We start from the raw sequence: 13,417 nt of genomic DNA, 5'->3' as shown, positions 1-13,417 counted from the left end.
TTAGCGATTTTCGGACGTGACTGGAGGGCCCAATGCATCCCGATGAAATCGCTCGCAACATGACCGGCGTGCTTCAATCCGTGTCCGAAGGGCGCGCTGAGGCCCTGCTGCCTTCACCAATGATCCAGAATCACGCGGCATTCCTGCACTTGCTCGATGATGGCGCCCTGGTTTGCTCCTGGTTCGGCGGAACGCTTGAGGGAAAGTCGGACATTTCCATTTTCGCGTCGGTGCTGGAGAAAGGCTCGACGACATGGGGCGCGCCCCAGCGCCTGAGCGAAGATCCCTCGCATTCGGAGCAGAACCCGGTGCTGTTTTCCGCGCCTGACGGGACGCTCCGGCTGTTTCATACCTCGCAACCGTCCGGTAACCAGGATGAATGCCGTGTTCGCATGGCCGAGGTGGCGCGCGACGCGGCCGATCCGAACCGGCTCGCGACCACGAGAGAACGGTATCTCGATCTGCCACGTGGATGTTTCGTCCGCGCGCCCGTCGTCGTTCGCGATGACGGAGCATGGCTGTTGCCAATTTTTCGGTGCGTGCAGCGCCCCGGCCAAAAATGGAACGGCAGCCACGATACGGCAGCCGTCGGTGTGTCGCTCGATGGTGGCGAGACCTGGCGGCTCGACGACATCGACCAGTCCATCGGCTGCGTGCACATGTCGCCCGTCGCTCTCGGGCAGGATCGGCTGGCCGCCTTCTTCCGGCGTCGGCAGGCCGATTTCGTCTACCGCAGCGACAGCAGCGACGGCGGGCGATCCTGGTCCGTACCCCATGCAACCGATGTGCCGAACAACAACTCCTCGATTGCCGCCACCCGTCTGCGCGACGGTCGGGTCGCGATGATCTGCAATCCGGTCAATGCGTTGTCGTCGACCGACCGGCGCGCCTCGCTCTACGACGAACTGGGCGAGGATGACAGCCGGCCGGACGCCGATCCGAGCGGAGGATGCGTTCCGATCTGGGGTGTGCCGCGCGCGCCTGTGGCGCTCTGCGTCTCCGATGACGAAGGGCGCAGCTTTGCAACCCGTCAACGGATCGAAGATGGCCCGGGCACCTGCCTGTCCAACGATTCGACCGACGGCCGCAACCAGGAGATGTCCTACCCGTGGCTGCTTGAAGGTCCCGACGGCGCGATGCATCTCGCCTACACCTATCATCGGCGTGCGATCAAATATGTCCGCCTGGCTCCTGGCTGGGACAGTGCGGCTCGACGGAGTGTTTCATGAGCAATATCATCGGAATAACCATGGGCGACCCATGCGGGGTCGGCCCGGAGATCGCTGTCCGCGCCCTGGCAGAAATGTCGGTCGAAGAGCGGGACCGGACCCGGATCTACGGCAATCTGGTCACGCTCGAGAAGGCGCGTTCCGCACTGGATATCGATGTCGATCTGGCGCCGTTCGTGGTCGACCTGCCGATCGAGGGCGCGCCGCTTGCCTGGGGTCAGTTGAGTGCAGTCGCGGGCGACGCGGCCTTTCGCTTCATCGAGAAGGCGGTGCGGGATGCCGAGGCTGGTGCGATCGGCTGCATCGTCACCGCCCCGATCAACAAGGAAGCGCTGAACCTCGCCGGCCATCACTATGACGGGCATACCGGCATGCTGCGCAGCCTGACCGGTTCGAAGGCGGCCTATATGCTGCTCGCCTCCGAGCGTCTGAAAGTCATCCATGTCTCGACACATGTCTCGCTGCAGGAGGCGATCAGGCGGGCGACGACCGAACGGGTGCTGGCGACGATCAGGGCCGGCGACGCCCATCTGAAGCGCATCGGTTATGCCGCACCGAAGATCGCGGTTGCCGGGATCAACCCGCACTGCGGCGAGAACGGCCTGTTTGGCACCGAAGATGACGATCAGATCGCGCCAGCAGTGGCAGCCGCACGTGCGGAAGGCATCGACGTCCAAGGGCCAATCTCGGCAGACACGGTGTTTTACCGCGCCTATTCCGGCGCATTCGATCTGATCGTCGCCCAGTATCACGATCAGGGACACATCCCCATCAAGCTCGTCGCCTTCGACACGGCGGTGAACGTCTCGGTGGATCTGCCGATCGATCGCACGTCCGTCGACCACGGTACGGCTTTCGACATCGCCGGGAAGGGGATTGCCAACCACGGCAACATGAATTCCGCCATCGCCTACGCGCGCAAGCTCGTGAGCGGCCGCGACAAGCAAGGATGACCCGGCCATGACCATTGCTCAAATCACCCTTCACCAGCCCCGCCGCCTTGCGGTCGGAGCCGGCCTCATCGGCGAGGTCGGCGCATGGGCGGCAGATCTGCAGTCCACGCTCGTGATTGCGACGCCGATCACCGCAGGATTTGCCGATCGGCTGAAGCTCTCGGGTCGCGTAACCGTCTTCGACGCAATTCCGGGCGAACCGGATATCGCGACGCTTGAGGCAGCACTCGTGGCGGCGCGGCAGTGCAAGCCGGACCTGATTGTCGGGCTCGGCGGCGGTTCGGTACTCGACGTGGCAAAGCTCGTTGCCGTGCTTTGGGATTCTGACCAGACGCTCGGCGATGTCGCGGGGCCAAACCGCGTTGCGGGTCGCCGCACGCGGCTGGTTCAGGTCGCGACAACGGCCGGGACGGGGTCCGAGGCCGGTATTCGTTCATTGATCACCGACCCGGAAAAAGGCAACAAGGTCGCAGTGGAAAGCCCGCACATGATCGCGGATTTTGCCGTTCTCGATCCCGAGTTGACCTATTCTGTGCCGCCGGCGGTCACGGCGGCGACCGGTGTCGACGCGATGGCGCATTGCGTCGAGGCCTTCACCAACAGGCGGGCGCATCCGATGATCGACGGTTTCGCGCGCATGGGCTTTCGTCTCGTCGGCAAGTATCTGTCGCGGGCAGTCAGGGACGGCTCCGATACCGAGGCGCGGGAAGGGCTGATGCTCGCATCCTACTATGGCGGTATCTGCCTTGGTCCCGTCAACACGGCAGCCGGGCACGCCATTGCCTACCCGCTCGGCACCCGGCTCGGCTTGCCGCATGGGCTCGCCAACGCCATCATCTTTCCGCACGTGCTCGCCTTCAACCAGCCGGTCGCGGCCAAGAAGACCGACGAAGTCGCGCTTGCGCTCGGCTTCGGCGGTGCGCTGTCCGATGCCCAGCTTTTGAGCGCCGCGCAGGGGTTCTGCAGGAGCCTGGGCATCGAGATGTCGCTTGCCGCTCATGGTGCGGTTGCGGATGACCTGCCCCGTTACGCAAGTGAGGCGCATGCAAACCGCCGCCTGATGGACAACAATCCGGCGGATATGACCGTCGAGGATGTCCTGTCGGTCTATAAGGCAGCCTTTTAGGCTGGTCCGGCGCTCGCTCTTGCCGGCAAAAATGCCTCGGCCATGTGTCGAGGCATTTTTCTTCGTATGCACTGTAAACCGCCGCCTCTGGCGGAAATCACGATGTCCAGGCGGGTCGGTTTACCTGGTCGCCTGGAAAAGGCGCTCGCGCGAGCCGGTCAGGTGATCGTGCATCAGTTGCTTTGCTCTCGTGCCGTCGCCGATGGCGATCGCTTCTGCGATCGCCTCATGTTCGGCAAAGACACGGGTGAGGCCGGCGGCCTCGCGCTTGACCGATGCGCCATGAAATTTCATGCCGACGGCAATATGGTCCTTGAGCGCTTCCATCGCGGTCGAGAAATAGCTGTTTCTGGCGGCACGCGCGATCGCGAGATGAAACTGGAAGTCGGCATCCTCCCGGTGCGACTGGCGATTGGTGGCATCCCGCATCAGCTCGAGCGCCTGACGAATGGCGCCGAGGCTTGCGGTATCGTGGCGGGCGGCGGCGGCTGCAGCGGCCGCCGGCTCGACGGTCAGGCGGAACTCGTAGCAATTCAGGAGATCCGCAACATTCTCCAACTGCCCGAAGCCGAGCGGCTCCTTCATGCCGAGGGCGCGAACGAAGCTGCCAGCGCCCCGGCGCGAATAGATCAATCCCTGGTCACGAAGGCGTTGGAGCGCCTCTCGGATGACCGGACGTGAAACTTCGAATTCCGCCGATAGTTCGTGCTCTGTCGGCAACCGCTCATCAGGCTGGTATGCGCCGGACTTGATCGCGCGGTGCATCCGCTCGAAGGCAAAGTCGGCGAGGCTCTTGCGTGTCGTTCCGTTCTCCAGTCCCATCTGTCATCCCATATTGCGGAGAATCCTGTCGGCAATCTCCCTCAAAGTTCCCGGTTGGCCGAATCCCCCGGACTTGGCAATGATGCAACGGCCGTCCGCGTGGGCCAAGCCCAAGCCGGGCAGGCACTCGCCAACGAGTCTGAAGCGGGTGATCCCCATCTTTTCTAACACGGCTTCGGCAGTCGCACCGCCGGAAAGCAGCAAGGTGGAGGCAACGTCGGTCAGCGCCGGGCATATGCTTTCCGCCAAGAGCCGGGATACCTCCTGCGGGTCGGTCGGTGTAGGCCCAGGAACGGTCTGAACCAGAGTTATCGGGCTTTCGGCGGCGGCGGCGCCAGTCAGTCGCCCGTTTTGTGCCGGCAGGAACCGCGGCCGGTGCGACGCAAGCAGTTCGTCGACCTGGGTGAGTGTGATCGGATCGCGCGAACCGATCACGAAAAGGCCCGGTCCGTGGGGGATCTCAGCTGCAAGCGGCTTGGCGCCGGCGGTCATCTGGTGCGCGAGGGCTTCCGCAAGCCCGCGCGCGCCCACCAGCACGTCTATCCCCCGTTCCTGCGCGGCGTGTAGCCAACGGCTCATGTCTTCGAACGTTGCGACGTCGGGGACGATGGATTGTTCCGCATGCCTGCCGAGCGTCTCGGCAACCGATATCGGTGTATCGATGCCGAAACCTTCAACGTGGCCGTTCCTCACGATGCGCCCGAAATCCGGAATGGCCGGCGCCATCAGCGCTAAACGAAAGGGCGTGACATCGAGTTCAGCCGCGATGTGGCCCTTGAGGCGGGAGTCGACCTTCTTGAACAGACGTGTGCCAGCCGGCAACGCGGCAAGTGCCGCTGCGGTCGCCATCCTCGCACCGGCGACGTCCCGTTCCCGCGACGCAACGTTGATGGAAATCACCTGCGGCTGCTCGCTCAGGGCTTGGGGGATCGCCCCGATGGCGAGCGCGATCTCCGTATGAAGGCCTCTGCTGGCAAAGGGTGCGGCTGCATCCAGGGCGCCTGTCAGGTCATCGGCGACAATGGCCAGCATGAGACGAACTCCGATAGATTTGTTGTTATCTTTAAATCTTAGGTTTTTGATTGAAATGTCAATACAATTTCATCACTACATAACAAATCTGCTGCTGCCGGATGCGCGCGGCGGGACGATTTTTGAGGTGGGCCCGGAGGCTCCGTCGATTCCGTCCACGATCGGTCGCACGAGCCGGAGATGCATAGGATGATGCCGAGAGGTCTTTAGGGCCCAGCCGTCGTCGCAGTGCCCGCGCTATAGGCCATTCATTTCGATCATCGTGGCGTCAGGCCGATGCCATCGGTGATGAGTCTCTTGCGGGTACGCCGCCTTCGGGGTGGCACGAGCCATCTCCATCGCCGGGGGCGGCTGTCGATGCCGGCGCGATGAAGGTGAAGCGACCAAGCATTGATCTTTCCCCGATGAGGCCATCCTTGATCTCAGCGATCGAGGGCAACAGTCTGGTGACGGTCAAAGGTGGCCCAGACTTTTAGCGACTATTTCATCCTGATAGACTCGGATGGCAGCGGGCTGATTGCGGCGGGGCCGGGAGGCGAGGGCGGTAAACTCGTCCCACCGCACGAAATTCGACTGTCGTGCAGAGTGCCGGCTTTTGATCGGCTGCCGTCGCATTCAAAGGCGCTGCACCGGATGGCTGAACACGGCGAACCCTGCGCTCCGATGCCTGTTTCGTGCCGCCAATCGAAAGAAAAAAAAGGTGCTGCCGCCGGACACTTGCGATATCGCAAGGACATTCAACCATCTGCCCGGCGGCCAGCTTTGGTGGATGTGGCTATTTCGTCAGCTTGGAATAGTCGAGCTTGGGAGCTTTGGAGAGGTCGTCCTTGTTGGTGTCGACGAACGCCTTCCAGGTGCCGCCATCGTTGGCCAGCGCCAGAGACGCTGGATCGATAACAACATAGCTTTCACCAACCCCGAGGAAGCCGCCGACGCTTGCAACCACGCCGATCACCGACTTGCCGTCCGCGATAACGACGTCGGCGATCTCACCGATCGCCTCATTCTGCTTGTTGTAGATGTCGACGCCGACAAGTTTCGAGGTCACCAAATCTGTGCCTTTGATCTCGACATATTTCAACGGCATCGTCGCGGCGGTGCCCATGGTGATGCCGGGGCCCGCCAAAACTGCGTCTGCCCCGGTCGCCGCGGTTTGCTGCTGGGCGTGGGACGCGCCTACCATCGTCAGGGTGATCGCAGTGGCAAGAAGAATGGATTTCATGAAATGCTCCTGATGTGATCCGAAACGAAAGCTTCGGCGTCACTAAACGAACCATTTCGCCCAAAGTTCCGGTCGTTTCGGTGCTTTGCTTCACGAGAGCTGCTGCGATGGTTTTTGCGGCGTTCCCGGCGGCACGTCATTCAAAGTGCTTCCGGCACGATCAAGGGTAGGACAGGCGGCAGCCAACGGGTGTAACGGGTTGGTGGGCATTTCGCGCTCCGCTCTCAGCGCGCCGCCAGGGACACGGAGGGGTATGGCAGACCAACTACGCTGCTCGCCTGCAGGATCATGCGAGGACCGAATTGCGCAGCCAACTCATATGCCAACGCGCCGCGCACGTGCGGTAAGCGCGGCCGGTTGCTGGCTTGGCCCGGAAGATTTATCCGAGACCATCATGACGCCGAGCAATGAGCCTAAGGCGCCTTGAAATGGTCTCTCGTGTTAGGTGATGGGCGGCTCAGAGTGAGCGCCATGCACGGTTATAGGCGATGCGATCCCCTCAAAATCCGACACTCCGTCAATCGGCCCAAACCGGCGCCCTGCCTCAAAGGAGGCGTGGAAGGTGACGATTGCTCATGTCGTGGGGCCCCGGAGTGACGCCTTCCAACTGCCTCTGCCGCCTTGCACAAGCGCAGTTCGATTGATCACCGTCATCCGGGTTCAAGGGGGCCATCCCCAAGCCAGACCGCTTTCCAACAGGGCGCGGTGTGGTTTGGGGAACGGCATTCGCTTGGCCAGCGACGCGCTTGCGTCAGAACTGCCTTCCGGCCCTGACTTTGCCACCAACCGCTTTTTCGCCATCGCCTTCAATGCCGAAGAGCAAGTCAGCTGAAAGCATCCAAAGATCGGCGGTTTCAAGCGAGAGTCCTGCTGAGATCGACGCGAAAAGCCCCGAACCGTCCTGGCCCGAGTAACCGGTGGTGACGCCGAGCTTGGGTGTCAGAGCCGATCCGTTGTCCAGCGTAAAGGAGCGGGCGATTTCGGCACCGAGGCTGACGCGGAACTGCTCGGCGTCAAAGCCGTCGATCGCTACTTCGTCGCCAGCATCGTTGCGTACCGAGTAGTCATCGACCTTTTCGTTGAAGTAGACGGCCCGCAGCTTCGGCGTGAGAACCGTTGCTTCGCCGAGCTGGAACTCTCCCTCGATCGCCGTATCGATCATCCAGCGCGTCGTGTCGAAATTGCCATCCCAGAACGCAGTGTCGATATCGTTGGCCGAACCGCCATAAAGCAGGCTGGTATCCCAGTAGATGCCCTTGCCGATTTCGAACGAGGCATAGGGACCGGCGAGCCAGCCGTTGCCCGTCAGTTCGGCGTCCGCGTCGCTCGGATCGGTCATGCGATCGAAGTGGAACGACAGGCCGACCAGGGCACGATCCGAAAGCAGATAGTCGGCGCCGAGATTGAGCATGGCGAAGCTGCCCCATTTGCCGTCGTTCTGATCGCGTTTGTGCGCGAGGAATGTGCCATCGATCCAGATGTTGAAGGGCGGCAAGGCGGCGCCCTCGATGCCATCCGCAGCGTCGCGCGCCGCGTCCAACTGCGCAAGGCTGGTCGAGAAACTCGCTGTCATGCCCTCTTCGGACGGCGTCATGCGTGCGGTGACCGGATCGCTTGCCTGTTGCATCTGCCGACGCTCGAGAAGGCCGGGAACGTAAATGCCGTTGGCTATCAGGCTCTGCCGCGCGTCGATGAAGCCGCTGACAAGGGCGTTGATGTCCTCGGCCACCTCTGTCGCCGAATAGCCGAGATTGTAGGTCACGGTGCCGATGTTGGACGATCCAAGCGAACTCGACAGGCGGAAACCGACCCTTGCCGCGCCGGAAAACGCCGGATTGGGTGTGAACTGCAAATACCAGCCGACCGGCCCGGCGACTGGGCCTGCCTGGGCAAGCCGTCCCTGGATAACCGTAGCGGTGCCGGCGTTGGCGGGCTCGACGAATGTCACATCGGCCGATGTAAACGGCCCGCCGGTCGCGCCGCGGTTGAGATAGACGTCAGGCGGGCTCGAGCCGGCGGGGACGTTCACCACCTGGTCGGTGACGGTTGCGCCGCGTTGCTTGACCGTCACGCCGTAGGTCGCAGAACCGGTCGCGCCGTTATTGTCCTCGACCACCACGGTGAAGGTGTAGTCGCCCGCGCTTGCGGCATCGAGCGGGCCGGTCAGTTCACCGGTCGAAACATTGAGCACCATGCCGCCGGGCAAGGCACCGGATCCAATCCGATAGAGGAGGGGGGCCGTGCCTCCGGTCGCCGTGATCTGCTGGCTATAGTCCTCGCCGGCCATGGCGTCGGCCAGGCTTCCTGGCATCGGCGTGAAGGCGAAGGCAGCGATCGACGGTTTGACGGCAAGCGAATAGGCCGCCGAACCCGTGGCACCATAGGCGTCGGTGGCACTGACGGTGAAGCCGAAGCTGCCAGTTGCAGTCGGTGTGCCACTGACGCGGCCGGTTGCGCCGTCGAGCGCAAGTCCGGCCGGAAGCGCGCCAGCCGTCACACTGTAGGCGTAGGGTGCGGTGCCACCGGATGCGGAGAGTGCTTGCGAATAGCTCGTACCCTTCGTTCCATCCGCAAGCCCTCCTGCCGCAGGCGACAAGCTCAGGGTCGGCGCCGTCACCGTCACGGTAATGGTTGCTGGCGACGAGGTGCCGGCCGCATTCGTGGCGGTATAGGTGAAGCTGTCCGTTCCGGAGTAGCCAGCCGTTGGCGTGTAGGAGATGGTCGTGCCGGAAGCGGTTGCCATGCCGTTGGTGGCAGGGCTGACGACGGCTACGCTGTCAGCGACGCCGCCGGTGATCGCAAGCGTGATCCCGTTGGCCGCGGAGTTGGCCGCAACCGTGGTTGTCACGGCATTGGCGATGGGCAGGACCTGATCGACGACGAGCGCGTAGCTTTGCGTGCCGGTGAAGGGACCTGTTCCGGTCGCGGCGTCTGTCGCACTGATGGTGAGGTTGAATGTTCCAACCGTTGTCGGCGCGCCCGAGAGAACGCCAGCGGGGCTGAGACTGAGGCCCTGTGGTAGCGTGCCGGATGTGACGGAGTAGCTGTAGGGGGCAACGCCTCCGGATGCCGTCACGGTCTGGTTATAGGCCGCGCCGAAGGCCGCGTTCGGAAGGGTGGACGGTGCAACCGCAATTGCCGGAGCTGCAAGCGTCAGGGAATAGCTCTCAGAGGCTGTGAAGGGTCCTGTCCCGGTCGAGCTGTCGGTCGCGTTGACCGTGAACGTGAACGTGCCGCCTGCGGTCGGTGTGCCGGAGAGAACGCCGGCCGAACTCAAGCTCAGGCCTGCCGGAAGCGTGCCCGTAACGGAGTAGGCGTGGGGGCCGGTTCCGCCGGAGGCGCCAAAGGACTGGCTGTAGGCAAGACCGGTGGTGCCGCCGGGCAAGGCGCCCGCTGAGGGCGACAGGACGATCGTCGGCGTGTCGACGGTCAAGGCATAGGCACGCGCGCCCGTATAGGGTCCCGTCGCCGTTGCGCTGTCAGTCGCGGTGACCGTGAAGTTGTAGGTACCTCCGCCCGTCGGCGTGCCAGAAATGGTGCCATCGGCGGCCAGTGTGAGTCCGTCCGGGAGCGAGCCGGCGGTGAGCGCAAATGTAAACGGTGCAATGCCGCCCGTACCGGTCAACGTCGCGCCGTACGAAACGCCGTTCGCCGCGTTCGGCAAGGTCGGGGGATTGATGGAGATGGTCGGCGCGGCGATGCTGATGCTTGCCGAGGCCGTGCTGGTAAAGCTGCCGTTCCCCCCCGAGCTGTCGGTGGCGGTGATCACGACCGTGGCATTTCCTGCCGCTGTTGGCGTGCCGGAGATGACGCCCGCACTGCTGATGGAAAGGCCGATCGGCAGTCCGGTTGCCGAGAAGTTGGTGTAGGGCGCCTTACCGCCGCTGACGCTGACGGCGATCCCGCCGCTGTTATAGGCATCGCCCACCGTACCGGTGGAGGCCGGCAGCGTGACCGAGAAGGCAGGATCGTTCACCACCACCGTGACCAGGCCGAAATTGGAGGTGCCGCCCGCGTTGGTCGCGACGTAGTTGAAGGTGTCGGTGCCGCGGAGGCCGACCGGCGGCGTGTAGCTAATGAGCCCGGCGCTATCGACGCTGACCGTTGCGCCAAGGGACGACGCGCCCACCTGATATCCGGTCGGGCTTTCGGTGGCATGCGGGGCAGCACTGAACGTCGTGGCCGAGGCCGAGCCGGTATTGTAGGCCAAACCGTTGATGGTGAAGGATGAGGCCACCGGCGCCGGCGGCAGCGAAACCGTCAGCGTCGCCGTCGTATTGGCGTTGTAGGGACCTGCTCCCGACGAACTGTCGGTGACGTTGACGGTCACCGTGAAGGTGCCGTTGACCGCTGGGGTGCCGCTGATGACACCGCCGCCGCTATGGACCAGGCCCGCGGGCAGGCCGTTGATGCTGTTGACCGTATAGGGTGCGTTGCCGCCCGAGAACGCGACCGCGGCGCCGCCGGTGTTGTAGGCCCTTTCGACGGTGGCCGTTGCCGACGGCAGCGACATCGCAATCGTCGGATTGCCGACCGTCACGGTGACGACGGCGGGGCTCGACGTACCGCCGAGGTTGGTCGCCGTGAAGGTGAAGCTGTCATTGGCATTGCGGAAGCCGACCGGCGCGGTGTAGGTGGCTTGTCCGCTGCTGTTGACGCTGACCGACCCGCCTTGAGCGGTGGTCGCAGAACCGACCGCGTAGCTCGTCGGATTGTTGGTCGCGTTTGTGGACAGGTCGATCGACTGACTGGAACTATTGTAGGGAACGATCGTGCCGTGGGTGAAGCTGGTCACTACCGGTGGCGCGACATAGACATACTGGTCGGACGCGCTGGTGGCGCTGGTTCCGCCGACAGTGGTGACGCGGATATCGACCGTGCCCGTACCTGCCGGGGCGGTCGCGGTGATCTGCGTGTTGCTGTTGACGGTGAAGCCGGTTGCCGCGGTGCCGCCGAACGACACGGCAGTAGCACTGGCGAACCCGGTTCCGGTAATGACTACCGTCGATCCGCCTGCGGCAGGGCCCGAGGTCGGCGATGTTGCGGTCACGGTCGGTGCTGCCACATAGGTGTACTGGTCGGATGCGTTGGTGGCGCTCGTGCCGCCGGTCGTGGTCACGGTGATGTCATAGGTGCCTGCCGCACCGGCCGGCGCCGTCGCGGTGATCTGGGTGTTGCTGTTGATCGTATAGGTCGCGTTCGTCGCGCCGAATTTCACCGCGCCCGTCGGACTGGCGGCCGAGAACCCGGTGCCGGTGATAACCACGGTTGTCCCGCCCGCCGTCGGCCCGGCGCTCTGTGATAGCCCGCTCACGGTCGGTGCGGCGGTATAGGTGTACCGGTCTGACGCGCTGATGGCGCTCGTGCCACCGGCCGTGGTCACGGTAATGTCGACGATGCCTGCCGCACTGGCGGGCGCCGTCGCGGTGATCTGCGTGTTGCTGTTGATCGTATAGGTCGCGTTCACAGCACCGAACTTCACTGCCCCGGTGCCACTCGCAACCGCGAACCCGGTGCCCGTGATGGTAACCGTCGTTCCACCTGCTGCCGGGCCTGCCGTCGGCGACAGCGACGTCACCGTCGGAGGCGGGACATAGGTGAACTGGTCGGATGCAGTGGTGGCGCTCGTGCCGCCGACGGTGGTGACGCGGATGTCCACAGTGCCCGTACCGGCCGGGGCGGTTGCGGTAATCTGGGTACCGTTAATGACGGTGTAGGTGGAAGCGGGCGCACCACCGAATGTCACCGCCGTTGCGCCGGTAAAGCCGGTGCCCGTGATGGTCACGCTCGTTCCGCCTCCCATCGGGCCCACTGACGGCGACGTCGAGGTCACGGTCGGCGCCGGGACATAGGTGAACTGGTCGGCCGCGCTGGTGGCACTGGTGCCGCCGGGTGTGGCCACGGTGATGTCATAGGTGCCGGCCGAATTGGCTGGTGATGTCGCGGTGATCTGGGTGTTGCTGTTGATTGTATAGGTCGCGTTCGTCGCGCCGAATTTCACCGCGCCCGTCGGACTGGCGGTCGAGAACCCGGTGCCGGTGATGACCACAGACGTCCCGCCCGCTGTCGGGCCCGCCGTCGGCGACACGGCGGTCACGGTCGGTGCGGCGACATAGGTGTACTTGTCGGAAGCGCTGATCGCGCTTATCCCGGTGGGCGTGGTAACGCGGACATCCACCTGGCCTGCCGAGCCTGCCGGCGCGATCGCGTCGATCCGGGTGCCGCTGATGACGGTGTAGCCGGTTGCCGGCGTGGCGCCGAATGCTACCGCCGTTGCGCCGGTAAAGCCGGTGCCCGTGATGGTCACGTTCGTTCCACCGCCCGTCGGGCCCGCGCTCGGCGCGACGGCCGTGACAGTCGCCTGGCCCGTATAGGTGATGTTCAGCGATGCAGGCGTATCGGCTATCGGATCCGTTGCGGTGTTGGTACCGGTATACATGAAGCCGTTGTAGGTGTCCGTGCTCTGGGAGGGCGCGGTTACCAGCGTTATCTTCAGTCGGCTGGTTGTTTCAGCGAACTCGAATTGATAGACCCCATTATTGACGCCGCTTGCGTTTTCCGGGGTGGAAGCCCCTATATCATTTGCGCCGAGGCCCCAATTGAAGCCTCCGCCTGGCTTCTTGAGTGGTGTCTGCGTGTTGTAGAAACTGCTGTAACTCCCCCCCCACGTTGTCTCGCATCCGTTGGTATCGATCTCTTGGAAGTCGCCGACCGCGTTAAAGGTAACGTTGAAATTGCAGTTGCCGGCGGCCTGCGCCGCCAGCGCGCTTGCCAACCAGAGCGTTACCGCTATCGCACCGGCACGAACGAACCCGAAAACGCCCGGCAGCACGGCGCCTGAGATCGCCTCTGAGGCTGCAGACCATGCTTTCAAGCACATGTCCCGGCCGAGCCTCGACTTGGAGCCAAGGCCATTCCACGTTCCAACACCCCATGCCCGCACTTTGTAGTCCCCCAACCACATCGCCGAAAACAACAGCTTAAAGATCGCACGTGGCGGAAGCTGATATGCCCGGATTGAATTGCATCACCG

At 63.6% G+C, this 13,417-nt stretch carries 7 protein-coding genes; 3 read left to right on the top strand and 4 right to left on the bottom strand.

Going from position 1 to position 13,417, the window contains the following annotated elements:
- Nucleotides 1–32 precede the first annotated feature (32 nt).
- Genes RTP54_RS14680 through RTP54_RS14670 form a run of 3 tightly spaced genes read left to right on the top strand, consistent with a single transcriptional unit; the run spans nt 33 to nt 3,308 of the window.
- Nucleotides 33–1,229 (top strand): sialidase family protein, encoded by a 1,197-nt coding sequence (locus RTP54_RS14680; protein ID WP_312363728.1) that lies wholly within the window; start codon nt 33–35, stop codon nt 1,227–1,229.
- Nucleotides 1,226–2,182, top strand: a complete 957-nt coding sequence (pdxA, locus tag RTP54_RS14675; protein WP_112817237.1) for a 4-hydroxythreonine-4-phosphate dehydrogenase PdxA — start codon at nt 1,226–1,228, stop codon at nt 2,180–2,182. The genes RTP54_RS14680 and pdxA overlap by 4 nt, the downstream gene beginning before the upstream one ends.
- Before the next feature lie 7 nt (nt 2,183–2,189).
- The gene (locus RTP54_RS14670) at nt 2,190–3,308 is read left to right on the top strand and encodes an iron-containing alcohol dehydrogenase (protein WP_312363724.1); all 1,119 of its coding nucleotides are present in this window, start codon (nt 2,190–2,192) and stop codon (nt 3,306–3,308) included.
- A gap of 120 nt (nt 3,309–3,428) precedes the next feature.
- Here the strand turns inward: RTP54_RS14670 and RTP54_RS14665 are convergent, their stop codons facing one another.
- The 4 genes from RTP54_RS14665 to RTP54_RS14650 all read right to left on the bottom strand — a co-directional run bounded on the left by RTP54_RS14665 (nt 3,429) and on the right by RTP54_RS14650 (nt 13,258).
- Nucleotides 3,429–4,130 carry a FadR/GntR family transcriptional regulator gene (locus RTP54_RS14665; RefSeq protein ID WP_112806958.1) on the bottom strand — a complete coding sequence of 234 codons (702 nt, stop codon included), beginning with the start codon at nt 4,128–4,130 and terminating at the stop codon, nt 3,429–3,431.
- 3 nt (nt 4,131–4,133) lie between these two features.
- Nucleotides 4,134–5,162, bottom strand: coding sequence for a four-carbon acid sugar kinase family protein (locus tag RTP54_RS14660; RefSeq protein WP_312363722.1), 1,029 nt, complete (start codon nt 5,160–5,162; stop codon nt 4,134–4,136).
- Nucleotides 5,163–5,937: 775 nt separating this feature from the next.
- Nucleotides 5,938–6,384: a PRC-barrel domain-containing protein gene (locus RTP54_RS14655; RefSeq protein WP_112817241.1), complete on the bottom strand. Its 447-nt coding sequence runs from the start codon at nt 6,382–6,384 to the stop codon at nt 5,938–5,940.
- A 751-nt stretch (nt 6,385–7,135) separates the two neighbouring features.
- Complete coding sequence (locus tag RTP54_RS14650) at nt 7,136–13,258, bottom strand: IPT/TIG domain-containing protein (RefSeq protein WP_312363719.1); 6,123 nt, start codon at nt 13,256–13,258, stop codon at nt 7,136–7,138.
- Nucleotides 13,259–13,417: the final 159 nt, after the last annotated feature.

The sequence above is a fragment of the Ensifer sp. genome, from assembly GCF_031989085.1.
Taxonomy (GTDB): Bacteria; Pseudomonadota; Alphaproteobacteria; order Rhizobiales; family Rhizobiaceae; genus Ensifer.
Note: the sequence above shows the minus strand (reverse complement) of the source record. Positions and strands in the feature narration are given on the sequence as shown.